The organism is Salmonella sp. 5800 (assembly GCF_046558195.1).
Taxonomy (GTDB): Bacteria; Pseudomonadota; Gammaproteobacteria; order Enterobacterales; family Enterobacteriaceae; genus Salmonella; species Salmonella enterica.
On record NZ_JBGDOX010000001.1, the window covers coordinates 153,068 to 178,583 of the forward strand.

27 protein-coding genes are annotated in these 25,516 nt (G+C 53.1%); 8 read left to right on the forward strand and 19 right to left on the reverse strand.

The window, feature by feature from the left end; all coding sequences use genetic code 11:
* Positions 1-59: 59 nt before the first annotated feature.
* Positions 60-581: a superoxide dismutase [Cu-Zn] SodC2 gene (gene sodC2, locus ACLJZ5_RS00785; RefSeq protein ID WP_000826820.1), complete on the forward strand. Its 522-nt coding sequence runs from the start codon at positions 60-62 to the stop codon at positions 579-581.
* Here sodC2 and ACLJZ5_RS00790 read toward each other — a convergent pair.
* Genes ACLJZ5_RS00790 through ACLJZ5_RS00800 form a run of 3 tightly spaced genes read right to left on the reverse strand, consistent with a single transcriptional unit; the run spans position 557 to position 3,695 of the window.
* Positions 557-2,596, reverse strand: a complete 2,040-nt coding sequence (locus tag ACLJZ5_RS00790; protein ID WP_024798048.1) for an FUSC family protein — start codon at positions 2,594-2,596, stop codon at positions 557-559. The two genes, sodC2 and ACLJZ5_RS00790, sit on opposite strands and share 25 nt — an antisense overlap.
* Positions 2,596-3,456 (reverse strand): HlyD family secretion protein, encoded by an 861-nt coding sequence (locus tag ACLJZ5_RS00795; RefSeq protein WP_024798049.1) that lies wholly within the window; start codon positions 3,454-3,456, stop codon positions 2,596-2,598. Before ACLJZ5_RS00795 ends, ACLJZ5_RS00790 begins: the two co-directional genes overlap by 1 nt.
* Positions 3,457-3,458: 2 nt before the next feature.
* On the reverse strand, positions 3,459-3,695 hold the full coding sequence (locus tag ACLJZ5_RS00800) for a DUF1656 domain-containing protein (RefSeq protein WP_000649755.1): 237 nt from the start codon (positions 3,693-3,695) through the stop codon (positions 3,459-3,461).
* 194 nt (positions 3,696-3,889) lie between these two features.
* On the opposite strand from ACLJZ5_RS00800, the gene slyA reads away from it, so the two are divergent.
* The gene (slyA, locus tag ACLJZ5_RS00805) at positions 3,890-4,330 is read left to right on the forward strand and encodes a transcriptional regulator SlyA (protein WP_000764554.1); all 441 of its coding nucleotides are present in this window, start codon (positions 3,890-3,892) and stop codon (positions 4,328-4,330) included.
* A gap of 47 nt (positions 4,331-4,377) precedes the next feature.
* Here slyA and slyB read toward each other — a convergent pair whose 3' ends face one another.
* A complete protein-coding gene (gene slyB / locus ACLJZ5_RS00810) occupies positions 4,378-4,845 on the reverse strand; it encodes an outer membrane lipoprotein SlyB (RefSeq protein ID WP_000597179.1) in 468 nt (155 codons plus the stop codon).
* A 272-nt stretch (positions 4,846-5,117) separates the two neighbouring features.
* Between slyB and anmK the strand changes: the two genes are divergently transcribed.
* From anmK to pdxY, 5 genes are all read left to right on the forward strand, one after another.
* On the forward strand, positions 5,118-6,239 hold the full coding sequence (gene anmK, locus ACLJZ5_RS00815) for an anhydro-N-acetylmuramic acid kinase (RefSeq protein ID WP_000835021.1): 1,122 nt from the start codon (positions 5,118-5,120) through the stop codon (positions 6,237-6,239).
* Between the two features lie 87 nt (positions 6,240-6,326).
* The gene (gene mliC, locus ACLJZ5_RS00820; RefSeq protein ID WP_001132086.1) at positions 6,327-6,656 is read left to right on the forward strand and encodes a C-type lysozyme inhibitor; all 330 of its coding nucleotides are present in this window, start codon (positions 6,327-6,329) and stop codon (positions 6,654-6,656) included.
* 58 nt (positions 6,657-6,714) lie between these two features.
* The gene (pdxH, locus tag ACLJZ5_RS00825) at positions 6,715-7,371 is read left to right on the forward strand and encodes a pyridoxamine 5'-phosphate oxidase (RefSeq protein WP_001282334.1); all 657 of its coding nucleotides are present in this window, start codon (positions 6,715-6,717) and stop codon (positions 7,369-7,371) included.
* A 126-nt stretch (positions 7,372-7,497) separates the two neighbouring features.
* A complete protein-coding gene (tyrS, locus tag ACLJZ5_RS00830; protein ID WP_023891828.1) occupies positions 7,498-8,772 on the forward strand; it encodes a tyrosine--tRNA ligase in 1,275 nt (424 codons plus the stop codon).
* Between the two features lie 59 nt (positions 8,773-8,831).
* Positions 8,832-9,692, forward strand: a complete 861-nt coding sequence (gene pdxY, locus ACLJZ5_RS00835) for a pyridoxal kinase PdxY (protein ID WP_000789736.1) — start codon at positions 8,832-8,834, stop codon at positions 9,690-9,692.
* Between the two features lie 58 nt (positions 9,693-9,750).
* Here the strand turns inward: pdxY and gstA are convergent, their stop codons facing one another.
* From gstA to blr, 12 genes are all read right to left on the reverse strand, one after another.
* On the reverse strand, positions 9,751-10,356 hold the full coding sequence (gene gstA / locus ACLJZ5_RS00840; RefSeq protein WP_000765727.1) for a glutathione transferase GstA: 606 nt from the start codon (positions 10,354-10,356) through the stop codon (positions 9,751-9,753).
* 104 nt (positions 10,357-10,460) lie between these two features.
* Positions 10,461-11,966: a dipeptide/tripeptide permease DtpA gene (gene dtpA, locus ACLJZ5_RS00845; RefSeq protein WP_000100909.1), complete on the reverse strand. Its 1,506-nt coding sequence runs from the start codon at positions 11,964-11,966 to the stop codon at positions 10,461-10,463.
* Between the two features lie 601 nt (positions 11,967-12,567).
* Entirely contained in the window at positions 12,568-13,203 is a 636-nt protein-coding gene (gene nth, locus ACLJZ5_RS00850) for an endonuclease III (protein WP_001030318.1), read from the reverse strand.
* Complete coding sequence (locus tag ACLJZ5_RS00855; protein WP_023195533.1) at positions 13,203-13,895, reverse strand: electron transport complex subunit E; 693 nt, start codon at positions 13,893-13,895, stop codon at positions 13,203-13,205. Before ACLJZ5_RS00855 ends, nth begins: the two co-directional genes overlap by 1 nt.
* Positions 13,896-13,897: 2 nt before the next feature.
* Positions 13,898-14,518 carry an electron transport complex subunit RsxG gene (rsxG, locus tag ACLJZ5_RS00860; RefSeq protein ID WP_000920822.1) on the reverse strand — a complete coding sequence of 207 codons (621 nt, stop codon included), beginning with the start codon at positions 14,516-14,518 and terminating at the stop codon, positions 13,898-13,900.
* 3 nt (positions 14,519-14,521) lie between these two features.
* On the reverse strand, positions 14,522-15,580 hold the full coding sequence (gene rsxD / locus ACLJZ5_RS00865) for an electron transport complex subunit RsxD (protein WP_000231889.1): 1,059 nt from the start codon (positions 15,578-15,580) through the stop codon (positions 14,522-14,524).
* Positions 15,581-17,677: an electron transport complex subunit RsxC gene (gene rsxC / locus ACLJZ5_RS00870; protein ID WP_024798531.1), complete on the reverse strand. Its 2,097-nt coding sequence runs from the start codon at positions 17,675-17,677 to the stop codon at positions 15,581-15,583.
* Positions 17,670-18,248, reverse strand: coding sequence for an electron transport complex subunit RsxB (gene rsxB, locus ACLJZ5_RS00875; RefSeq protein WP_001092600.1), 579 nt, complete (start codon positions 18,246-18,248; stop codon positions 17,670-17,672). The genes rsxC and rsxB overlap by 8 nt, the downstream gene beginning before the upstream one ends.
* A complete protein-coding gene (gene rsxA / locus ACLJZ5_RS00880) occupies positions 18,248-18,829 on the reverse strand; it encodes an electron transport complex subunit RsxA (RefSeq protein ID WP_000133179.1) in 582 nt (193 codons plus the stop codon). Before rsxA ends, rsxB begins: the two co-directional genes overlap by 1 nt.
* 76 nt (positions 18,830-18,905) lie before the next feature.
* Positions 18,906-19,346, reverse strand: coding sequence for a DUF2569 domain-containing protein (locus ACLJZ5_RS00885; protein ID WP_000214061.1), 441 nt, complete (start codon positions 19,344-19,346; stop codon positions 18,906-18,908).
* A gap of 88 nt (positions 19,347-19,434) precedes the next feature.
* Positions 19,435-19,650, reverse strand: coding sequence for a transcription modulator YdgT (gene ydgT / locus ACLJZ5_RS00890; RefSeq protein WP_000217946.1), 216 nt, complete (start codon positions 19,648-19,650; stop codon positions 19,435-19,437).
* A 298-nt stretch (positions 19,651-19,948) separates the two neighbouring features.
* Positions 19,949-20,074 carry a division septum protein Blr gene (gene blr, locus ACLJZ5_RS00895; RefSeq protein ID WP_001708800.1) on the reverse strand — a complete coding sequence of 42 codons (126 nt, stop codon included), beginning with the start codon at positions 20,072-20,074 and terminating at the stop codon, positions 19,949-19,951.
* 207 nt (positions 20,075-20,281) lie between these two features.
* On the opposite strand from blr, the gene ACLJZ5_RS00900 reads away from it, so the two are divergent.
* The gene (locus ACLJZ5_RS00900) at positions 20,282-21,322 is read left to right on the forward strand and encodes an oxidoreductase (RefSeq protein ID WP_000998242.1); all 1,041 of its coding nucleotides are present in this window, start codon (positions 20,282-20,284) and stop codon (positions 21,320-21,322) included.
* A 74-nt stretch (positions 21,323-21,396) separates the two neighbouring features.
* Here ACLJZ5_RS00900 and add read toward each other — a convergent pair whose 3' ends face one another.
* The 3 genes from add to malX form a co-directional block, all read right to left on the reverse strand.
* On the reverse strand, positions 21,397-22,398 hold the full coding sequence (add, locus tag ACLJZ5_RS00905; protein WP_000565565.1) for an adenosine deaminase: 1,002 nt from the start codon (positions 22,396-22,398) through the stop codon (positions 21,397-21,399).
* A 217-nt stretch (positions 22,399-22,615) separates the two neighbouring features.
* Positions 22,616-23,788 (reverse strand): MalY/PatB family protein, encoded by a 1,173-nt coding sequence (locus ACLJZ5_RS00910; RefSeq protein WP_024798052.1) that lies wholly within the window; start codon positions 23,786-23,788, stop codon positions 22,616-22,618.
* 9 nt (positions 23,789-23,797) lie between these two features.
* Positions 23,798-25,390, reverse strand: coding sequence for a maltose/glucose-specific PTS transporter subunit IIBC (malX, locus tag ACLJZ5_RS00915; protein ID WP_000208903.1), 1,593 nt, complete (start codon positions 25,388-25,390; stop codon positions 23,798-23,800).
* Between the last annotated feature and the right edge of the window lie 126 nt (positions 25,391-25,516).

The window sequence follows — 25,516 nt, forward strand, 5'->3', positions numbered from 1 at the left end:
CGTTCATGTTTTCGCTAGTGGTTTACACTTAACAGGCGACCACATGTAACGGAGGTTTTATGAAGCGATTAAGTTTAGCGATGGTGACGCTGTTGGCCTGTGCGGGTGCGCAGGCCGCCAGCGAGAAAGTAGAGATGAACCTGGTGACGGCGCAAGGCGTAGGACAGTCTATCGGCACCGTCGTCATCGATGAAACCGAAGGCGGCTTAAAATTTACCCCACACCTTAAAGCGTTGCCGCCGGGCGAGCATGGTTTTCACATTCATGCCAACGGTAGCTGCCAGCCCGCGATTAAAGACGGCAAAGCGGTTGCCGCAGAAGCCGCTGGTGGTCATCTGGACCCACAAAATACCGGCAAGCATGAAGGACCGGAAGGCCAGGGGCATCTGGGCGACCTCCCGGTGTTAGTCGTTAATAATGATGGTATCGCCACCGAACCGGTTACTGCGCCGCGTCTGAAGTCTCTTGATGAAGTGAAAGATAAAGCGCTCATGATCCATGTGGGCGGCGATAACATGTCCGATCAGCCGAAACCGCTCGGCGGCGGCGGAATGCGTTACGCCTGCGGCGTCATTAAATAACCTGGAGCCAGCGTTCCCTGCGCTGGAGCCTGTTCCAGCTGCGACAGCGAACAGTGTAAACGCCAGATAATCGCCGCCAGCTCATGCGCGGCGGGTTGATGATGATGTGCGAGCGTGTCGCAGATACGCTGTAGTTCCTGTAGCGTGACGGCAAGCGGGCGTTGCTGCACGCCGCGCTCGCTCATCACATCGCGCAGCAGGGATATACAAATATCCCGCACCCGGGAAAGCGGATCGGAACGCGACTCCCAGGCGCGCAGCTGCCACACCACATGCGAGCAGTTCAGCAGTACCACTCCCCAACGTAATAACCACCGGCGCGCCAGCGCATCCTGGCTATTGCTGAGCTGACTGACGTGATGATAGGTCAGCGATTCAAACTCGCTTTCGCTATGGGAAGGGTGACGGCTAAGCTGATCGACGAAATCCCGGCGTAGCGCGCGGATATGGCGGCGGCTTTTTACGGCATCGGAACCGGGGCGCAAAATCGCAAACGCCAGCCAGGAAATCGCGACGCCGACGATCTTGGCGGTATTATCGTTAAGGAAGTCGGCGAAGTCGTACACCGGCGGATTGGTCACGGCGATGAATGAGCCCATAAAAACGATAAGCTGCCCCCACAGTCCCGCCAGCTTAGGCATCTGCAGTTTAAGCAGTTGCATCGTGACGAACAGCGGAAAAAGGAAAAGCAAGAATTGCCACAGATCGGTGATTTGCACCATCAGGCCAAATTTCACCACGAAGCTGAATAAGGACAGCAGCACTAAAGTACGCATCAATAAGGTGAGCGACTTAAACGGCGTGGCGACGATGGAGTAGAGGACGCAACTGATCGCCGCCAGGGTTAATGCACCGGGCCCGGATTCCCATTGCGCGCCAATACTCCAGGCGCCAATTACCGTGAGCGTGCAAAAGGTACGCACGCCGCTCCAGATGGCCTCTGCGTTATCCGTATGCCGAGCAAGGCCGGGAGTGCGGCGGATATGGATTTGATCTACCGGCGCGCCGCTTTCGATCAGATATAACTGACGGCTGCTGCGCAGATATAAGTGGCAAAAATAGCGTAATCGCTGCCAGAACGCGAGGTGACGATAATCCTGTTCATCCTGCGGGCGTAGCGGCGCAATAATCCGCGCCACGGTGTAGCTGTCCGCGCGCGGTTTTGCCAACTCAGCTAAGAGTTGTTCAATGACTTCGCGGCTGTTTTCCGGCGGCGTCGGCCAGTTTAAAAGCATTCTACGCAGACTGGAGATCACGCTGGTTAGCCGTAATTGCTGGTGTAACAATGCATTTAGCAATGTATTCTGGCGGCGAAAACGGTAGTGACTCCAGAAGGCCTGAATACGCAGCAGGTTCATGGTCAGGATTTGCCCAATCACGCCCTCATGCGCGGAGCGGATGGCGTCGGTAGTCTCCGGCTGCCACAGTAGACTGGCATGTTCCAGCAAGCGCGCATGCATGTTTTTCAACGCGGTGAGCAGGGCAGTGCCATCCGATGTGCTGGGTAGGATCATCATCATCATGCCGCCACAGAGGATGCCGACGATAACTTCACATACACGTGCCTGGGCGATATCCCACAACTGCGTGATTTCTACAATATTAACCATCGGGAACGCGATGATCGCCGCCGTGTAGCCGGACAACTGGAAAGCATAAGCGACATTATTGGTAAAATGCGCGCAGGCCCAGGTACAAAAACCGATCCAGGCGGCCATGCTAAATAAGAACAACCAGGGTTCATTCAGCGTATGGCCGGCAATAATCAACGCGGCGGTCGCGCCGAGTAAACTCCCGGCAATACGCCCCAGACTTTTACTGATTACGCCGCCTACGGTCGGAAAGCTCACCACTGCGGCCGAAGTCATCGCCCAGTAGGGCTCATCCAGATTGAGATAATAAGCGAATGTCAGCGCGAGACACATGGCAATGGTATTGCGCAACGCGTAACGCCACTGGCCGGAGGTCGCTTTAAACCAGGGCGTATTTCGCAGGGCCGGCAGGGAGAGTTTCATTACCGCTGTCCAATGGCTACGCTGCAGGTAGTGCCGGAGACGAGCGTGATATCCTGCGGCAAAGCGTCAAATTCGATACGTACCGGTACGCGTTGCGCCAGACGTACCCACGGTACGTTGGGTTTGATATCGGGCACTAAACCGGAGTCGCTTTCCACGCTTTGGTCGTAAATAGCGCGCCCGATACTACCAACGTGACCCTGTAACTTAATATTGCCACTATACAGTGTTATTAATGCAGGTTCACCTTCGCGGATATGGCGTAGTTTGGTTTCTTCGAAATATCCCATTACATAAAATGAATGGCTATCTACCAGGGCGAAAAGCGGCTTACCGGTACTGGCATAATCACCGGTACGCGTGGAAAGGTTGGTCACCCAGCCGGATACCGGCGCTTTTACTTCCGTCTGGCTAAGCTGCCACTGCGCCTGTTTTAACGTCGCCAGTGCGACATCTACGCTGGCCTGCATCGCTTTAACATTCAGATTGGCGCTATCCAGATCTTCAGCAGAGATGTAGTTACGCGATAAATGTCGACGTCGATCGGCTTCATTATTCGCTTTTGCCAGATCGGACTGCGCTTTGGCCAACTGCGCCTGCGCGTTAAGTTCTGCAATATGGAAGGGCGTTTTATCAATGACAAAGAGAACGTCCCCGGCGTTGACGAACTGATTATCTTTGATATTGAGTTGGATAATGCTGCCAGAAACCTGCGGCGTTACGCTGACCTGTTCCGCGCGGATTTTACCATCGCGCGTCCACGGTGACTGCATATAGTAATTCCATAACCACCACGCGGCCAGAACGGCGACAACGGCGACAATGAGAGTAGAAAAATATTTTATTGTTTTTAACGACATATTTACCACGCGATCAGTAAAACGAGGCCCAGACATACGCAAAGCGTAAAGAGGGAGAGATCCATTAACAGGGGATGCCAGATTTCATCAGAGTATATCCGGTCACGCAGGAGTCGGTGAATAAACAACCAGATAACGAACCCAAGCGCAAAGGCTTTAAAGAATGGCGGAAAGTAAACAGATGCTCCCAACATGAGATCTTGTAAGGGCAATCCTGTGGCGTTGAGTATACACTTCACAAGCAATGTTCCTTTGCGTCAGACGTTGATGCTTTAGTTTTAGCCAAAACTGAAGCTACAGGTGCCAGGTGCGCACTATGTCTGAAAAAATGTCTATTGGTAAGCAAATTTAGCAATACATTTGTTTTGAGAATACAAATACTGCACACTATTCTAAAATCAGCATAATAACTTAGCAAGCTAATTATAAGGAGATGAAATTGGAATCGCCACTAGGTTCTGATCTGGCACGGTTGGTGCGCATTTGGCGTGCTCTGATTGACCATCGCCTCAAGCCTCTGGAATTGACGCAGACACATTGGGTCACGTTGCACAATATTCATCAATTGCCGCCTGACCAGTCGCAGATTCAATTGGCTAAAGCGATAGGCATTGAGCAGCCATCGCTGGTACGCACGTTGGATCAACTTGAAGATAAGGGGCTAATTTCGCGGCAAACCTGCGCCAGCGATCGTCGCGCTAAGCGGATTAAACTGACCGAAAAAGCGGAGCCGCTGATCGCTGAGATGGAAGAGGTCATTCATAAAACGCGCGGTGAAATTTTGGCTGGGATTTCTTCAGAGGAGATTGAGCTTCTGATTAAACTTGTCGCTAAACTTGAACACAACATTATGGAATTGCACTCTCACGATTGAGGTGCAGGGGCATACGTGTGGCCATGTGACCACACGTAAAGCCTGGTTTAGCGTGGAGAGACAGTAACCTGGCTGCCATTGCTGGCCAGCACGACACGCTGACCTGCCGAGAAACGCGTATTTCCTTGTTTCTGCACAACCATAATGGTGTTGCCATCGTCTTTACGAATTTCCAGTTCCACACCCTGGGTTTTATTCATTGCGCTCTGGACGCCCTGGCCCGCTACGCCGCCAGCCACCGCGCCTGCCGCGGTCGCCAGTGAACGACCCGTACCACCGCCGATAGTGTTGCCGAGGAATCCGCCCAACACCGCGCCGCCGATAGCGCCAATCACGTTAGAATCATCACCGCCCTGAATTTGAACCGGACGAACGTTAACGATAGTACCGTACGTTACATTCTGAACTTGTTTAGCCTCGGATGCGGTATAAACATCACCCGAAAGGCTATCATTGTTAACACACCCAGCTAAGGATAACCCCATCAGTGAAACGGCCAGTACACGTTTAATCATTTACCCATCTCCTGTTCTTCACGAAACGCTATTTCAGCATCCCTATAGCTAAATTATATGGCATTTATGCAGTTAAGGTCATATCTTCTGCCGAAAGAATGTAAAAATCATAATCAGAAGTTAATTAACTAATCTTAAACGAAGTGGGAAGCAAGAAAAGATAGGTTATTGATATCCGTGGACGGCACGGCAAAAAACGTGACGCGGGCATCGCATTGCAAAATACGTTATGCCGAGTGTTAAGGCTTAACCCAGCTTAATAAGGAAGAGGTATGAAATCGGGCCGTTTTATTGGCGTTATGTCCGGGACCAGCCTTGATGGCGTGGATGTTGTACTGGCGGCAATTGATGAAACCATGGTTGCGCAACAGGCAAGTCTCACCTGGCCCATTCCCGTTCATCTGAAAAAAGGCATTCTCGATATTTGCCAGGGACAACCGCTTACGCTCTCGCAACTCGGCCAGCTGGATACCCAGTTAGGCCGGCTTTTTGCACAGGCGGTTAATGCGCTGTTAGCGCAACAACGTTTGCAGCCGCGGGATATCGTCGCCATTGGTTGTCATGGGCAAACGGTCTGGCATGAGCCGACCGGCGAGGCCCCGCATACGCTGCAAATTGGCGATAATAATCACATCGTCGCCCATACGGGGATTACAGTGGTCGGCGATTTTCGGCGGCGGGATATTGCGCTGGGCGGACAAGGCGCGCCGCTGGTGCCCGCTTTCCATCACGCGCTGTTGGGACATCCGACGGAAAAACGTATGGTCCTGAATATCGGCGGCATCGCCAATTTATCTCTGCTTTTCCCCGGACAGGCGGTGCGCGGGTACGACACGGGGCCGGGTAATATGTTGATGGATGCGTGGATTTGGCGACAATGCGCGCAGCCCTACGACAAAGACGCGGCATGGGCGAAAGAAGGTCAGGTTATTCTTCCATTGCTGCAAAAGATGTTGCGCGATCCGTACTTTGCTGCGTCGGCGCCCAAAAGTACAGGACGCGAATATTTCAACTATGGCTGGTTAGAGCGTCATCTTACGGCTTTCCCTGGCGCAGACGCGCGCGATGTACAGGCCACGCTGGCGGAGCTGACGGCGGTCTCCATCGCCCAACAGGTGCTGCTCAATGGCGGCTGCGAGCGGCTGATGGTTTGTGGCGGCGGAAGCCGGAATCCGTTAGTGATGGCCCGTCTGGCGGCGCTGTTGCCCGGTATCGAGGTTTCGACCACCGATAAGGCGGGGATCAGCGGCGATGATATGGAAGCGCTGGCCTTTGCCTGGCTTGCCTGGCGAACGCTCGCGGGCCTGCCGGGAAATTTACCTTCCGTGACGGGGGCTACAGAAGCCAGTGTTTTAGGCGCTATTTACCCGGCTAACCCAATAACTCAGAGTTAACTGAATTTTTCCCGGACCCTATATCGGTAAACTAGCAAGGTCAGGAAGGGGCGTTTGCCCTTCCAGAAGCAGGAGAGCTTTCGGGATATGCCTATGAAAAAGATCGCAATAATGTGTTTACCTGTGCTGCTGACCGGCTGTAGCGTTTATCAACAATTTGTTGAACGTATGCAAACGGATACGCTGGAATACCAGTGTGATGAGAAGCCGCTTACCGTTAAAGTCAATAACCCGCGTGAAGAGGTCAGTTTTGTCTATGACAATAAGCTGCTGACCCTGAAGCAAGGAATCTCGGCCTCGGGCGCGCGTTATACCGACGGGATTTATGTTTTCTGGTCGCAAGGCGAGAGCGCCACGGTCTATAAACGAGACAGAATTGTGCTTAATAACTGTCAGTTACAAAATCCGAAGCGTTGAGATTTTCAGTATGGGGGCGCACAATAGCGCCACCCACTGATTATTTCTGATCAACGCCATGTCTGATAACGACCAATTGCAGCAGATCGCGCATCTGCGCCGTGAATACACGAAAGGCGGCTTGCGTCGCCGCGATTTACCCGCTGAACCGTTAACCTTATTTGAGCGCTGGCTTGGGCAAGCGTGCGACGCCAGACTGGCCGATCCGACGGCAATGGTCGTGGCGACCGTAGATGACAAGGGGCAACCGTACCAGCGTATTGTATTGCTCAAGCATTATGATGAAAAAGGCCTGGTCTTTTATACCAACCTGGGAAGCCGCAAGGCGCATCAGATTGAGCACAATCCGCGTATCAGCCTGTTATTTCCCTGGCATATGCTTGAACGCCAGGTGATGGTGACAGGCAAAGCCGAGCGTCTCTCCACTCTTGAGGTGGTGAGGTATTTCCACAGCCGTCCGCGCGACAGCCAGATCGGCGCATGGGTCTCTAAACAATCCAGCCGCATTTCCGCGCGCGGTATCCTCGAAAGCAAATTCCTGGAGCTTAAGCAGAAGTTTCAACAGGGCGAAGTGCCGCTACCCAGCTTCTGGGGCGGTTTTCGCGTGAGTATTGAACAGATGGAGTTCTGGCAGGGCGGCGAACATCGTCTGCACGATCGCTTTTTATACCAACGCGACGACGGCGCATGGAAAATCGACCGTCTTGCACCCTAAAGATGCAAAAATCTTGTTTTAAGCACTGGTGCGGATGAATCCGCCGTTTTATGCTATGTCTCTTTCGCGTCTGGCGAAAAGTCGTGTACCGGCAAAGGTGCAGTCGTTTTATACATGGAGATTTTGATGGCAAGCAGTAACTTGATTAAACAATTGCAAGAGCGGGGGCTGGTAGCCCAGGTGACGGACGAAGACGCGTTGGCAGAGCGACTGGCGCAAGGCCCGATCGCGCTCTATTGCGGCTTCGATCCTACCGCTGACAGCTTGCATTTGGGGCATCTGGTTCCATTGTTATGCCTGAAACGCTTCCAGCAGGCAGGGCACAAACCTGTTGCGCTGGTAGGCGGCGCGACCGGTCTGATTGGCGACCCGAGCTTCAAAGCCGCCGAGCGTAAACTGAACACTGAAGAGACCGTTCAGGAGTGGGTGGCGAAAATTCGTAAACAGGTTGCCCCATTCCTGGACTTTGATTGCGGCGAAAACTCCGCCATCGCGGCCAATAACTATGACTGGTTCGGCTGCATGAATGTGCTGACTTTCCTGCGCGATATCGGTAAACATTTTTCCGTAAATCAGATGATCAACAAAGAAGCGGTGAAGCAGCGTCTGAACCGTGACGATCAGGGTATCTCTTTCACGGAGTTCTCTTATAACCTGCTACAGGGGTACGACTTCGCTTGTCTGAATAAACTGCACGGCGTTGCCTTACAGATTGGCGGTTCTGACCAGTGGGGGAACATCACTTCCGGTATCGACCTGACCCGTCGCCTGCACCAGAATCAGGTATTTGGTTTGACCGTTCCGCTGATCACCAAAGCTGACGGCACGAAATTCGGTAAAACCGAAGGCGGCGCTGTCTGGCTGGATCCGAAGAAAACCAGTCCGTACAAATTCTACCAGTTCTGGATTAACACCGCAGATGCCGATGTTTATCGCTTCCTGAAATTCTTCACTTTTATGGACATTGAAGAGATCAATGCCCTGGAAGAAGAAGATAAAAACAGCGGTAAAGCGCCGCGCGCGCAGTATGTGCTGGCCGAGCAGGTGACGCGCCTGGTTCATGGTGAAGAGGGGCTGGTCGCGGCGAAACGGATCACTGAATGCCTGTTCAGCGGTTCACTGAGCGCGCTGAGCGAAGCTGACTTTGAGCAGTTGGCGCAGGACGGCGTACCGATGGTTGAAATGGAAAAAGGCGCCGACCTGATGCAGGCGCTGGTAGACGCCGAACTCCAGCCGTCGCGTGGTCAGGCGCGTAAGACTATCGCCTCCAACGCTGTCACTATCAATGGTGAAAAACAATCCGATCCTGAATACATCTTTAACGATGAGGACCGTCTGTTTGGCCGCTATACCTTATTACGTCGCGGCAAAAAGAACTATTGTCTGATTTGCTGGAAATAAGGCATTAAGTAACAGGGAGTGAGAAATCACTCCCTTATTTTTGATGTTCAGGTAAAAAAATGAAGAATATCCTCGCTATCCAGTCCCATGTTGTTTTCGGACATGCGGGCAACAGCGCCGCCGAATTTCCCATGCGCCGTCTTGGCGCGAATGTTTGGCCGCTGAATACCGTTCAGTTTTCTAACCACACGCAATATGGTAAATGGACCGGCTGTGTCATGCCGCCCAGCCATCTGACTGAGATTGTCCAGGGGATTGCGGACATTGGCCAGTTAGCGCACTGCGACGCCGTACTTAGCGGTTACCTGGGATCTGCCGAGCAGGGAGAACACATTCTCGGTATTGTGCGCCAGGTTAAAGCAGCAAATCCGCAGGCAAAATATTTCTGTGATCCCGTGATGGGGCATCCGGAAAAGGGTTGTATCGTGGCGCCTGGCGTCGCAGAGTTCCATGTGCGTTATGCGCTACCCGCCAGCGATATTATCGCGCCTAACCTGATTGAACTGGAAATTCTCAGCAAACATAGCGTGAATAATGTGAATGACGCCGTGCAGGCGGCGCGAGAACTGATTGCTCAGGGGCCAGAAATTGTACTGGTAAAACATCTCGCCCGCGCCGGTTACAGTTCAGAACGCTTTGAAATGCTGCTGGTGACAGCGCAGGAAGCCTGGCATATTAGCCGTCCGCTGGTGGATTTCGGCTCACGTCAGCCGGTTGGCGTTGGCGATGTCACCAGTGGTTTATTGCTGGTCAAACTTTTGCAGGGCGCGACGTTGCAGCAGGCGCTGGAGCACGTTACGGCGGCAGTCTATGAGATTATGATCGCCACCAAAACGATGCAGGAGTACGAACTGCAGGTCGTGGCGGCCCAGGACAGGATCGCTAACCCTGAACATTACTTCAGCGCAACGCGGCTGTAATTATTGCTGCTAAAAAGAGGCCGGATGGCGCTACAGCGAGCTATCCGGCAACATGACATTAATTCAGTCCTTCCGCTTTAAGCGCTGCCGCAACGGTCGGTCTTTTTGCGACACGCTGCATATAACTTTCAATATGCGTTAACCCGTCCATATTCAGTTTTACGCCATAGGCCCAACGCAATACGGTAAACAGATAAGCGTCTGCAATGGTAAAACGCTGGCCGCAAATCCACTGGTCGTCTGAAAGCGACTCATCCACATACTGCAATTTCTTTTCCAGACCGGCGCGAACGGCGGGTTTAAGAGTTTCCGGCGTGTCAGGGCGGAACAGCGGGGTAAAGCCTTTATGCAGTTCCGTTGCAATATAGTTGAGCCATTCCAGCGTATGATAGCGCGCAAGACTACTTACCGGTGCCAGAAGCTGGCGGTCGGGAACGCTGTCTGCGAGGTACTGCATAATGGCGACGCCTTCAGTCAACAGTGTGCCGTCATCCAGCAGCAGAGCCGGAACCTGTCCTTTAGGGTTGACTGCCAGGTAATCATCACCATTTTCCAGGCGTTTTTTTGCGAGATCGACGCCATCAAGCGTAAAGTCTTTGCCAATTTCGCGTAGGGTAATATGGGAAGCAAGAGAGCAGGCACCCGGTTTGTAGAACAGTTTCATCGGTAACTCCTTTTTGCTGAGGTTTAAAGTATGGTAGTGCGGGGACGAGCAAAAAAAAAGCCGCTAACGCACAGTTAGCGGCCTGAATGTTGTTTCCCGGAAAATTAAACTGTAGCGGCTTTAGAGCCTTTTTCAGCGTTATCATCGTCCTGGGTCATACGGTTCAGCTTAGGCGCTGTCAGCAGCATCAGGATGGCGATAACGGCGGTTGCTATGCCAATCTGCATAAATACGCGACCATAGACTTCCAGGGACATCAGTGGGTCAGTCACGTCGCTCGGCACAGCCATCAGGTTGGCGACATAACCGCCGATGATGTTAGCGCCTGCCGTTGTCAGGAACCAGCTACCCATGATGAAGCCCATCAGACGCTGCGGAACCAACTGTGCGACCATTGCCAGTCCCAGACCGGAGATCATCAGCTCACCGATACTTTGCAGGCCGTAGCTTGCGATCAGCCAGTTTACGGATACGATGCCGGCATCGTTCGCAAATTTGGCGCCCAGCGGCAGAATCAGGAACGCGCCGGAACACAGCACCATACCAATGGCGAATTTCATCGGCATCGGCAGCGTATCGCCCATCCTGTTATAGATAGCAGCCAGAATCGGGCTGCCGATAATGATCCAGAATGGGTTCAGCGCCTGATACTGTTCCGGTTCGAACGCGATACCGAGAATAGAGTGCTCGACGTTACGAATGGCAAAGAAGTTCAGCGACGTCGGCATCTGGCTGTACAGTACGAAGAAGATAATCGCCTGCAGCATCAAAATAAAGGCGACGATCATTTTACGGCGAGCCGCGCCGTGCATGGAAAACGCTTCTTTACCGAAGATAATGACGATGCCAAGAGCGATTACGCCCAGCACCATACGCGCGATATCCTGGTTGTGCAGCAGCCAGGTGGCGACCGCAATCAGAACGACAATACCGACGATTGTCAGCAGCAGATTACGGAAGTTGATCGGTTCAAAGTCGGGTTTGGAACCGTAGCTTTTCACCCAGCGCTGGCAGAAAGCAAAGTTAACGACGGTTATCAGCATACCGACGACGCTAAGCGCAAACGCGGTGCTCCAGCCATAACGCGCCGCCAGCCACGGCGTCGCCAGCATAGAGAAGAAGGAGCCGATGTTGACGGACATATAATACATCGTAAATGCGCCGTCGAGACGCGGATCGTCCTTCGCGTAACAGGTAGACAGCAGGGAAGACGGGTTAGCTTTAAACAGACCGTTACCCACAGCGATAGCCGCCATGCCCATATAGACGATGCCAGCGTCATGACCAGACCATGCGACCAGCGCATAACCGATAGCCAGCACCACGGCACCCAGCATAATAACGCGTTTGGTGCCCAGAATTTTATCACCTAACCAACCGCCAATGGCGACCAGGCCGTACACCAGCGCACTGAAGGAAGAGAAAAGGGTGATGGAATCCGCTTCTGACATACCCAGTTGTTTTACCAGGTAGACGGCCATAATGCCTTGCAGGCCGTAATAACCAAAACGCTCCCATAACTCTATCGAGAAGATGAGATAGAACGCCTTCGGTTGTTTGAAAGCGTTCAAACTGACGCTTTCAGTTGGTTTTTTGTTTGCAGTAGACACTTTTACCTCTTTTTTACGCCCCGTATTAACAGGGATTGTCTGGCGCGTGATGAGTCAGACTCATCCGTCCGATTGTTATATTGGAGGGGAAACGGCAGGTAATGTTCACTATCTTTCCTCTCCAGACAAGAGCTTTGTAATAATCTGTTACATATAACTCTTCTGGTTGAATCGTCCGATGTCAGAAATGTTATCCAGCGTTAAATTTCTTCATTTGAAGAATGGCAGATTTTTACACTGCAAAAAGGCCATTGGTTTGGGTGAAAGGCGATATCTTCTGCTATTTAAGGTGAAAAGCAGTGATATAGGCCATTATCTGAAAAAATGGCAGAGTAATATTTTGTAGTGAAAACGGGGCGTCAGTCTATCCGGTTGTAAATGTAACCTTAGGTGTCATTAAATTTCACATGAAGTTATCAAAGTGATCCTGATCACGGATAGATAGAAATTTTTGCGATTAAAAAAATGATTAACCTGACGTGGAGGGAAAACGAAAGCACATTACATCAGAAAAAGGACAGAGACTGGAATGATTGATGGCTAAAATAGATCCAGGCCGAAGGTGGGAGCGCGCTGGCGTGACGGACGCGCTCCGAGCATATCAAATATCGACTTTTTCTTTGTATTCGCAAAGGTCTTCAATGAGGCAGGAGCCGCAGCGGGGTTTTCGGGCGATACAGGTATAGCGGCCATGCAAAATTAACCAGTGATGACAGTCCACTTTGAACTCATTCGGCACCACTTTTAGTAACTTCTCTTCTACCTGCTCGACATTTTTACCCGGTGCGAACTGTGTTCGGTTGCATACACGAAATATATGCGTATCAACGGCGATGGTCGGCCAGCCGAAGGCGGTATTTAGCACCACGTTAGCGGTTTTACGCCCCACGCCGGGAAGCGCTTCCAGCGCCGCCCGATCCTCCGGCACTTCGCCATTATGCTTGTCCAGTAAAATACGGCAGGTCTTAATCACGTTTTCCGCTTTACTGTTAAATAAACCGATGGTTTTGATATAGGATTTCACGCCTTCTACGCCCAGTTCCAGCATCGCGGCTGGCGTATTGGCGACCGGGTAAAGTTTGGCGGTAGCCTTGTTCACGCTGACGTCGGTTGCTTGCGCGGAAAGCAACACGGCAATCAGCAACTCAAACGGCGACGTGAAATTGAGTTCCGTTGTGGGGTGCGGATTGTTGTCGCGCAGGCGCGTCAGAATTTCCAGCCTTTTTGCTTTGTTCATCAGACTTTCCCTGTTTCACCTGCCGGAACAGCGGAAGGCACGGTTTCGGCGCGGCGTTTCTTCATTTTTTCATCAATAAGATATTTTACCGCCAGCATGAGCCCCAGGCCGATAAACGCGCCTGGCGGCAGCATCGCCAGCAGGAAAGGCGAGTCGGTGTGAAATATCTCGACCCGTAATACTTTTGCCCAGCCTCCCAGCAGGCTATCCGCGCCATCGAAAAGCGTACCATTCCCGAGGATCTCGCGCAGCGAACCCAGCACGAACATCGCGCCTGTCGCGCCCATGCCGATGGAAAAACCGTCCAACGCGGAAAGCCACGGTCCTTTTTTCGCGGCAAATGCTTCGGCGCGACCAACAACAATGCAGTTCGTTACAATCAGCGGAATAAAAATCCCTAAAGATTGATACAAACCGAACGCATACGCATTGATCAGCATCTGTACTGCGCTTACCACCGAGGCAATGATCATAACGTAAATCGGGATACGGATTTCTGCCGGCGTCCAGCGACGTAGTGCGGACACCGTAAGGTTGGTCAGCGTTAATACCAGCGTTGTGGCCAGACCCAGCCCCAGAGCGTTGGTTGCCGTAGACGTCACCGCCAGTAAAGGGCACAGGCCAAGTAGCTGCACCAGAGCAGAGTTATTTTTCCATAACCCCTGAACAACAATGTCTTTTATTTCGCTCATGGCTATTCTCCACAGGCGGTTAAATGGGGGAGCTGAGCGGGCAGTGATTCGGCGTACAGCCCGGCGCGTTTAACCGCATTCACTACGGCGCGCGGCGTTATTGTCGCCCCGGTAAATTGATCAAAATCACCGCCATCTTTTTTCACCGCCCAGTGCGTATCATTTTCACCGCTGATGGTTTTACCGCTAAAGTGGGTAATCCAGTCAGACAAACGGCGCTCAATTTTATCACCTAACCCTGGCGTCTCATGATGTTCCGTCACACGCGTTCCCAGGACGGTACCGTTGAAATCTGCGCCAACAATAAGCTGGATAGCGCCGGAATAGCCATCTGGCGCGGTGGCCTCAATGATGGCCGCTACGGGTTTATCATCCTTGCGAGCGATAAAAACACGGTGTGTGCCTTTGCCGAGGGCGGGCGCATCGACCAGATAACAGCTCTCTTGCAGATTATTATTGTAACGATCTGGCGGCAATACCTGATCGAACAGGGCATGTTGTTGTTGTAGCGCTTGTTCGTGGATGGTTGATTTTGTCATCTGATTAATCACCGCGGTCAATCCCGTAGAGCCTGCGGCAAAAAGCGCCAGCGTAATACCGTGTTTACGAATCGTTTTCAGCATGGTTTATCCTTTGCGATGTCCATAGACGCGGGGGCGCGTGTAGTAGTCGATCAGAGGAACCGTGATATTCGCCAACAGGACAGCAAAAGCAACGCCGTCCGGATAGCCGCCGAAGCTACGAATCAGCCACACTAATACCCCAGCCAGCGCGCCGAAAATTAAACGTCCACGGTTGGTCGTGGAGGCGGTAACCGGATCCGTCAAGATAAAAAATGCGCCCAGCATGGTGGCGCCTGACAGCAGATGAAGCTGCGGCGAGGCCAGCGTAGCGGGCGAGAAAAGCCAACCTAACGCGGCGCATAGCGCCAGCGTCAGTAGAAAACTGACCGGGATATGCCAGCGGATAGCTTTTTGCCACAGCAGGAATACGCCGCCGACAAGCCAGGCGAGGTTAATCCACTGCCAGCCCACGCCAGCCAGCGCGCCGCTGTATATCGGGTACTGCATGATTTGCTCAACGGAGTGCCCGGCGCGCAAGGACGTTTTAAACGTATCCAGCGGCGTCGCCTGGCTGATACCGTCAATACCAATACGTAGCAGTGTCATATCGCCGCCGCTGGCGGTATGCCCGGTAAAAATCATCCGCAACGTGTCCAGCATATCGGGCGTTGTTGCGGCTATTTCATAAGGCGGCAACCAGCTTGTCATTTGCACCGGAAAGGAAATTAATAGCACCACGTAGCCGATCATGGCCGGATTAAAGGGGTTTTGTCCCAGCCCGCCATATAACTGTTTAGCGATAATAATGGCGAATCCGGTTCCCAGCACGACCATCCACCAGGGCGCAAGCGGAGGGATGCTGACCGCCAGCAAAAGCCCCGTCAATAACGCGGAATAATCCTGCAGGTGACTGGCGACCGATTGTTTGCGCAGTCTAAGGACAATGGCTTCTGCGACGAGCGCCGTGATGGCAGCCAGAACGATCTGGAAAAGCGTTCCCCAACCAAAAAACCACGTCTGCGCGGCAATCCCCGGCAGAGCGGCGATTAATACCAGCAACATGATTCGCGATGTCTGGCGCTGGTTATGGGTATAAGGCGAGCTTGCGATTCTGAATACCATTTAGTCCTCGTTAACAACCTGCTGCTGTGCTGCTTTTTTTGCCTGAACGCGGGCGATCGCCGCAGCAACCGCGGCTTTACGCGGGTCGGCCGGTTCGACAGGTTCGCTTCCGGCCTGCTGCTCCTGCTTGCGGGCTTTGGCGCGGGCGATAGCCGCCTCCACCGCGGCTTTGCGCGGATCGACCGGTTCGCTTCCGGCCTGCTGCTCCTGCTTGCGGGCTTTGGCGCGGGCGATGGCCGCTTCCACCGCAGCTTTACGCGGATCGACCGGTTCGGCAGGTTCGCTTCCGGTCTGCTGCTCCTGCTTGCGGGCTTTGGCGCGGGCGATAGCCGCTTCCACTGCAGCTTTACGCGGATCGGCCGGTTCGCTTCCGGCCTGCTGCTCCTGCTTACGGGCTTTGGCGCGGGCGATGGCTGCCTCCACTGCAGCTTTACGCGGGTCGTCGCCGGGTATCGCGCTGTCAGCCATCGGATGAGCGGCTTGTTTAGCGCGCGCTTGCGCTTTACGCGCTTCACGGGCCGCGATGACGGCGCTATTGTCTGGCAGACTACCCGCCTGAATAACCACCGGTTGCGTGGCCTGCGCCTGTTTCTCTTTTACCCGCGCCAGCGCAGCGGCAATGGCATCCTGATCTTTTGCCGCTGGTTGTACCGCTGCGCTCTTGTGACGTGCAAGGCGGGCGGCTTTTTCGCGCTCCAGTCTTGCCTGACGAGCCTCAAAACGTGCTTTGGCTTCGGCGGCGCGTTTTTCTTCAAGCCTGATCGCATTAATCTCCGCTTTTTCCTGACGGAAATATTGGACGAGCGGAATATTACTCGGGCAGACCCAGGCGCAGGCGCCGCATTCTATACAATCAGCAATATGGTGAGCGGTAGCCTTGTCATGCTGCTGCCCTTTGCTGAACCAATAAAGCTGCTGCGGTAAAAGGTCGGCAGGGCAAGCGTCAGCGCAAGCGCTGCAACGAATACAGCTTTTCTCTTCCTGAGGCGCTCCCATTTCAGTCACGGATGGAGCCAGCAGGCAGTTGGTGATTTTTACGACCGGTACGTCAAGCCAGGGAAGGGTGAATCCCATCAACGGGCCGCCCATGATGACCATCTGGTCAGCGGAAGGGCAGAACCCGGCATCGTTAAGCAAATGACGAACGGGAGTGCCGAGCCGCGCCCAGACGTTACCCGGACGGCTTACCGCTTCACCCGTTAAGGTGACGACGCGTTCTGTGATCGGTTCGCCGTCAACCACGGCGCGTTTAACGGCATAAGCCGTACCGACGTTTTGCATCAGCACGCCAATATCAGAGGATCGCCCGCCGTGGGGAACCTGTTTTCCCGTCAGTATTTGGGTGAGCTGTTTTGCGCCGCCGGAAGGGTATTTGGTTGGGATAACACGTAACGAAATGTCGTGAGCGTCAGCCAGTACGGCACGCAGCATGGAAATAGCCTGCGGTTTGTTATCTTCAATGCCGATTAAAACCTCACGCGGTTGCAGAATATGCGCCAGGATGCGAATACCTTCCACAATCTGCGCGGCGCAGTCCTGCATCAGACGATCGTCCGCCGTAATGTAAGGTTCGCACTCTGCGGCATTGATAATAAGCGTAGTGATTTTATCGCCGCCGCCCTGCAATTTAACGCCGGTGGGAAACCCTGCGCCGCCAAGCCCGGCAACGCCATACTGATGAATGCGTTCAATGAGCGCTTCACGGCTGTGGGCGCGGTAATCAGACCAGCCCTCGCGTTCAATCCAGCGGTCCTCGCCGTCGGCATCAATGATGACGCTTAACTCCGCCAGCGCCGAAGGATGTGCCGTCGAGTGGGGGGCAATAGCGATAACCGTCCCGGAGGTGGGCGCGTGTACCGGCAGCATTCTCCCACGTCCACGGGTAAGCGCCTGGCCGCGTAGCACGCGATCGCCGACGCTAACGCACAGCTCGCCCTCAGCGCCAATGTGCTGTTTTAAAGGGATAACAAAGCGCGGCGCTAAAGGCACCTGGCGCAGCGGCGTGCCGTTTGACTGGGTCTTCATTTCGGGCGGATGAATACCACCGTCGAAATCCCAGATTTTATCTTTTCTGAAAGCGGAAAATAGTTTAAGCATGTTGTTCCACGGGAATGATGCGAACGGGAATGGTGTTCAAATCCCATTTCCAACTGTCGGGCGTCTCATTCACCGGACGTAATTCGATGCAGTGCGTCGGACACGGATCGACACACAGATTACAGCCAGTACAGAGATCGCTCATGACCGTGTGCATGGCGCGCGTTGCGCCAACGATGGCGTCAACCGGGCAGGCCTGAATGCATTTTGTGCAGCCAATGCAGTTATTTTCATCAATAACTGCCAGCATACGTACTGGCGCGGCCTGCTGTTCTTCACCATCGCATGGCTGCGGCTCTACGTTTAGCAGCTCTGCCATTTTCAGCATGACGGCTTCGCCGCCGGGCGCGCAACGATTGATTTTCTCGCCCTGGAGACCCACGGCTTCGGCGTAGGGGCGACAGCCGGGATAGCCGCACTGACCACACTGGCTCTGCGGCAAAATCGCATCGATTTTTTCAACAACCGGATCATCTTCAACCGCGAATCGGCGGGAGGCATAACCCAGAATGGCGCCGAACACCAGGCCCAGAAGGGTCAGGGCGCCAACGGCAATCCAGATAGTATTCATTACAACTTCACCAAACCACTAAAGCCCATAAAGGCCAAAGACATTAATCCTGCGGTAATCAATGCTATCGCGTTACCACGAAAAGGGGCGGGCACATCCGCCACGGCAAGGCGTTCGCGGATGGCGGCAAACAGAACCATCACTAATGAAAAACCGACGGCGGCGGAAAATCCGTACAGCGCCGACTGAAGAAAGTGATGACCGAGATTAATATTCAGTAACGCTACGCCCAGAACCGCACAGTTAGTGGTAATCAGTGGTAAGAAGATGCCTAACAAGCGGTATAACGCCGGGCTGGTTTTCCGTACAACCATTTCGGTAAATTGCACGACCACAGCAATGACGAGGATAAAGGCCAGCGTCCGCAGATAAATCAGATCCAGCGGAATAAGTATCCAGGTGTCGATAAGCCAGGCGCATATCGACGCCAGCGTCATGACAAAGGTCGTCGCGAGGCCCATCCCCATGGCGGTTTCCAGTTTTTTGGATACGCCCATAAAGGGACAAAGGCCCAGGAATTTGACCAGTACAAAGTTATTGACCAGTACAGTTCCGACAAAGAGCAGCAGGTAATCAGTCATGTTTCGGCCTGAAATAAAAAAGCCGCCTATTATCTGTCAAACTACCACAGGCGACAACAGGTTAACTGTAGGGTTATTACGGATTAACAAACGTTGTTTTGACGCGCGCTGAACGTTTGAGATAAGGCACAATGAGCGCCGTCGCCAACAGTGGGAAGAGTAACTGACGCACGGCAAAGGCATCTGAGACGGGCGAAAAGGCAAATGCTTTAACCGCCAGTAACACCGACACCAGCAGCCAGATAATGTAATGCTTCGGCACGCAGCGTCTGCGTTTGAAGAATGCGATTGTCAACCACAGGGTATAGTACCACATGGCGATAGCGGTAATAAATGAAATGCCCCATAGCAGTAAATTACCGGTTTCCTGTCCGCTAAGCGTCTTGAACGTTTGCGGTGTGGCAAGCGCCATAACGTAGAGTAATAACGCCAGCGAGGCGCTCAACAACGCGACTAACAGCCAGGCTAACGGGCCAAGAAGCCAGCCTCCAATTCGTTGTGGCGGTGTTGTAGTCATATCTTCTCCGGGGTTACGCGCATTAACGGTCATGCCGCTCATTTTGGGGCAAATATTATAAGGTTTTTGATGTTAAACGCTACTTTCTTTATTGCACATAGCGCCAGACGGATTGCGGAACCTGACCTACATCAAACAGGCGTCCTCCGGAAACCAGTTCGGCACGGCGGTGATCTGCAGCGCGATACATATTAACAATATCCATGTCATCAGTAAGGGTATAGTTAAGGTGGTCGAACAGTTTTTCCAGACTTTCGAGCGAACTAATTTTGCGGAATTTTAATAGATAATCCTGAACAGTCATATAAAGTTGATCCATATTAAATATAATGCCAACGGAGTAGTCACTGATAAAAAATAAACAAAACCGCACCAGTGAGAGGTCAGGGGTGCAGGTAAAAAGGGAATATTCTTACCGGTAAAGAGTCAGGCGCCACATGGCGCCTGGGGCGAAAGGTTAACGCGCTTTCCTACAACAGGCAATAAACGTCAGACCAGATAGGACATATTTCGTTTTTTTTTGCCGGTTTTTGACTTTTCTTTGCACCCCCCGGGGCGCCGCTTACCGTACCACGCGAAAATGCCTTTACATTATCTGACGCTTACTTCTTCTGAACGGAAGCCGTGGGCTCTGGTGGTTGGTAATTGTCAATATGGTTGGCAATACCTAAAAGAATGACTGAGATAACGAGAACTATCCACCCAGTTAATTCAATAAGACGATTCATTATTGACGACATTTGCTTTGATTTATCCATAAACACAGGGGGTAAATGTTACTTTCCTGGCGAACGGTCGGCAAGAGGGAGGGAAACGTTTTCAGCCTCTGTTCTGTAACAAGTTAATCATTTGATGCTACGTTGATGGTCAGGACGCTATTGCGGCTAGTCGCACGATGGTGTGGAATAGCGATATCTAAAACCGGAGGCAGTGAGATGAATGACAAAATCCGCGTTGGGTTAATCGGTTATGGCTACGCCAGTAAAACCTTTCATGCGCCCTTAATTATGGGAACGCCAGGGCTAGAGCTTGCGGCGGTATCCAGCAGCGATGAAACAAAAGTGAAAGCAGACTGGCCGGCGGTCTCCGTGGTCTCTGAGCCCCGACACTTATTTAACGATCCGCATATCGACCTGATCGTGATTCCGACGCCCAACGATACCCATTTCCCGCTGGCGAAAGCTGCGCTGGAAGCCGGTAAGCATGTGGTGGTTGATAAACCCTTTACCGTGACACTGTCACAGGCGCGAGAATTGGATGCGCTTGCGCGGAGTACTGGCCGGGTACTTTCCGTCTTCCACAACCGACGTTGGGACAGCGATTTTTTGACGCTGAAAGCCTTGCTGGCGGATGGCGTGCTCGGCGAGGTGTCCTTGTTTGAATCCCACTTTGATCGCTTCCGTCCCCAGGTGCGCGACCGCTGGCGCGAGCAAGGCGGGCCGGGAAGTGGTATCTGGTACGATCTGGCGCCGCACTTGTTGGATCAGGCCATTCAACTTTTTGGCCTGCCGGTCAGCATGACGGTGGATTTAGCGCAGCTGCGTCCGGGCGCGCAATCTACAGATTATTTCCACGCGATTTTATCCTACCCCCAGCGCCGCGTGATTTTGCACGGTACGATGCTGGCCGCGGCGGAATCCGCGCGATACATCGTTCATGGTTCGCGCGGTAGCTATGTTAAATATGGCCTCGATCCCCAGGAAGAACGGTTAAAAAACGGCGAGCGTTTACCGCAGGAAGACTGGGGATACGACATGCGTGACGGCGTATTGACCCTGGTTGAGGGAGAGACGCGCAAAGAAGAGAACTGGCTTACGTTGCCGGGTAACTATCCGGCATATTATGCCGCCATCCGCGATGCGTTAAACGGTAACGGTGAAAATCCCGTGCCGGCAAGTCAGGCGATTCAAATTATGGAGTTGATTGAACTGGGCATGGAATCGGCAAAACATCGCGCGACGCTGTGTCTTGCCTGAGATGTCGCATTTCTCCGCCTGGGATAGCATTAAACCGCAGGCGGAGAGAGGGCGTTAGCATCAATAAAGCAATTTTACGCCGCGGCCACTTTTTCGCGCAGCGCACGTTTTTCGCCATCGCTCAGAAAGGCGATTTCCAGACCGTTAATCTGCGCCTGGCGAATCTGTTCGCGGCTCAATCCTGCCGCTGGCGCGGCGACGTGATATTCATGGATAATATCTACGCCCTGAACAGCCGGATCGTCCGTATTAAGACTGGCGAGAACGCCATGCTCAAGGAAGGTTTTGAGCGGATGATCTGCCAGCGATGCGACGGTACTGGTCTGAATATTCGAGGTCAGACAGGATTCAATACCGATACGCTGCTGTGCAAGAAAATCCATTAACGCGCGATCTTCGACAGCTTTTACGCCATGTCCGATACGTTCGGCCCCCAGTTCGCGAATCGCCTGCCAGATACTTTCCGGCCCTGCGGCTTCGCCTGCGTGAACGGTAATATGCCAGCCCGCATCGCGCGCCCGATTAAAGTGTGACAAAAACAGACTGCCGGGAAAGCCCAGCTCATCACCGGCTAAATCCAGCGCGGTGATTTTCTCTCTGTGCGCCAGCAGCGCATCAAGCTCCTGTAAACATGCCGCCTCGCCGAAGGTACGGCTCATAATGCCAATGAGTCGCGCCTCGACGCCAAACGTGTTACAGCCGTCGCGTACGCCGTCGATAACGGCTTCAACCACGCCTGCGATCGGTAACTGATGCGCCATCGCCATATAGCCGGGCGAAAAGCGAAGCTCGACGTAATGCAGGCCGTTACGTGCGGCATCTTCAATATTTTCAAAGGCCACACGGCGGCAGGCGTCAAGCGATGCCAGGACTTTTACCCCCCAATCGAGCTTCGTGAGAAAGCTCACTAAATCGGGTTCGGTTGAGGTGACCTGGACATGCGGAATCAGCGTTTCCAGCGTTTGGGCGGGAAGGGCGATGTTGAACTGCCGACCAAGATCCAGAATTGTTTGGGCGCGAATGTTGCCATCAAGGTGGCGGTGGATGTCAGTCAAAGGAAGCGTAATATCAATCATGGGCGCACTCAATTTTTAATAAAAGTGCGCACCATTATACTACAGATTGATAATCCTCTGGAAATTTTGCAAAAACGGAGTCATTACGTTGCAACTTCGCGAGAGCGCGGGAGAAATTTTGTATCATTCTCTTTAACGCGCCCCCAGTCAGCTCACGGGGGTTGTCTCTGTTATCGCATCTTAGGATAAAGGGTCAGCCCACCGCTTGTAGACAGTATCAGCGAACGGTGCGGATAGCGTTAATCAATCCGTTGACGCCTTTTTCAAGTTTCAGTCGAGGGCATCCGGCATTCAGACGCACAAATCCCCGGCCTTCGGCGCCATAGGTATCGCCGGGCATAATGGCGACTTTCTCCTGATGAATGAGCGTGTGCTGTAATTTTTGATCGTCAATGCCGAGTGGACGGAGATCAATCCAGGCCAGATAGGTCGATGGCGGCGCTTGCCAGTTCAACGTCGGAAAGGCGCCATTCAGCGCCTGCTCAATATAGCGCATATTAGCCGCCAGCGAGGCGCGTAACGCATCCAGCCACGTCGCGCCGTGCTGATACGCGGCAATATGCGCCGTGAGCGAGAGCACCGCTGGCGAAGAGAGGCCGTCGCGCCCTTTTAAGGCGGCCAGATAGCGTTCACGGCTTTCACTATTTTCAATGATTCCATAAGCGCCGGTTAATGCCGGAATGTTGAAGCTTTTCGAGCCGGAGGAGAGCAGCGCCCAGTCTCCGCGCGCGACATTGCTCCAGGGAATATGCGGCTGGTTTCCCCATACCATATCCATGTGAATTTCATCGGAAATCACCCGTACGCCATGGCGCTCGCACAGCGTTGACATCGTTTCCAGCTCGTCACGCGTCCACACTTTACCGGTGGGATTTTGCGGACTGCACAGCAGCAGGATTTTGCTTTCCGGACGCGCCAGCGCCGCCTCTAGTTTGGCCATATCGCAATACCAGGCGTTGCCTTCTTTCTCCAGCGGGACGGGAGTGACGATGCGATGGTTGCCTTCAATCGCCTTATAAAAAGCATCGTAAGCGGGGGTATGAACTACCACGCCATCGCCTTCGTCGGACCACTGGCGGATAAGCTCGGACGCCATATAGATAACGGAGGGGCCGTATACGAGGGAGTGGGCATCTATCGTGGTCTGATGGCGTGTCGCAAACCAGTGGGTAATCGCCCCTAAAAACGCCTCATTTTTCCAACGGCTATAGCCCAGCACACCGTGGGAAAGGCGCTGGTTTAGCGCCTCCAGGATACACGGCGCGGTGGCAAAATCCATATCCGAGATCGTAAAGGGGAGCAGATCGGCTTCGCCAAAACGATCGGCGACATAATCCCACTGCGTACACCATGTCCCGCGACGGTCAACTTCCTGTGAAAAATCGAACATATCTCTTCCTTATGCCTGAACGGTATTCATCAGACCAACCATTTCATCTTTTACCGACTGAACCTGCGGGCCGATAACCACCTGCAAATTATGCTGATTGAGCTGTACGACGCCTATCGCACGATTGTCCTTCAATGCCTGGACATCGACAAGCGACATATCTTTCACGGACAGACGTAGGCGGGTGATGCAGTTGTCCAGACTCACGATATTTTCCGTGCCGCCTAATGCCGCCAGGATAGCAGGCACGTTGTAGCCGGATTTTCCTGGCGCGCCAGCGATCGCTTTTTCAATGCTGGTGGCGATCTCCGCTTCGCGCCCCGGTGTTTTGAGGTTAAAGCGTGTAATGGCGAAGCGGAAAATGAGGTAGTAAACCGCAAACCAAATCGCCGCCACTACCGGAACCAGATACCATTTTGTTGACAGACCATGCAGGATGCCAAACACCACAAAATCAATAATATTGCCATCCGTATTGCCGATAGTGACGCCGAGAATAGCCATGATGGTAAAGCCCAGCCCGGTCAGCAGAGCATGAATAACGTACAGCACCGGCGCTACGAACAGGAACAGGAATTCCAGCGGCTCCGTTGTACCGCCGACAACGCAGGCGATTAAACCGGAAATCAATAATCCTTTAATTTTAGGGCGGTTTTCTGGACGGGCACAGTGGTACATTGCCAGCGCGGCGCCCGGCAACCCACCGAGAAACGCCGGCATTTTGCCTTGCGATAAGAAGCGAGTGGCGCTTTCAGAGAAGCCGTGCGTCGTTGGGCAACTGAGTTGGGCCTGGAAAATAGTCAATGCGCCGCTCACGGTATGCCCGCATACCTCTTGCGTACCGCCCGCCTCGGTGAAGCGAATCAGCGCTACCAGAATATGGTGCAGACCAAAAGGCAACAGCAGACGCTCGCCGGTGCCGAAAATCATCGGTCCAAAGTCGCCGGCGCTATTGATGATATGACCCAGTCCACTAATTCCCATCGCAAAAACCGGCCAGACGAGCGGGATAACCAGGCCGACAAGCCCCATCACAACGGCGGAAACGATAGGCACAAAACGCGTACCGCCGAAAAAAGCCAGCGCATCCGGCAAACGAATGGTATGAAACCGTTCATGCAGCATCCAGACAATAATACCAGCGATAACGGCGCCGAGGATGCCGGTATCGATAGAGGGGATGCCCAGAATATTTTGTACGTTATTGGCTTTCAGCACCGCCGCATCGGTGGTCGGCAGAATGCCTTTTGCCGTGAGCCAGAAGTTGACTGCAAGGTTCATGACCGCATAACCGACGAACCCGGCAAACGCGGCGACGCCTTTGTTTTCCCGCGCCAGACCAAGCGGAATCGCGATACAAAACATCACCGGCAGGAAGCTAAAGGCAAAAGAACCTACTTTACTCATCCAGGTGAAGATAGCCTGTAGCAAGGGATTACCCAGCACGGGGAGCAGGGTGATAACGTCGTGGCTACTGAGCGAGCTGCCGATACCGAGCATAATGCCGCAGAACGAGAGCAAGGCGACGGGCAACATAAACGTTTTGCCCAGTTGCTGGAAAAATTCCCATAGCGTTATTTTTGGCGTGGTTTTCGTCGTCATCTAACGACTCCTTGTTAATAAAGGCCGGTGTCAGGTTATGATGGCGAAAAGATAAAACGTTTTATCAAATTTTAGTGCGGCATTAATCACATTACTGACCGATAATAACGCGTATAAAGATAACGG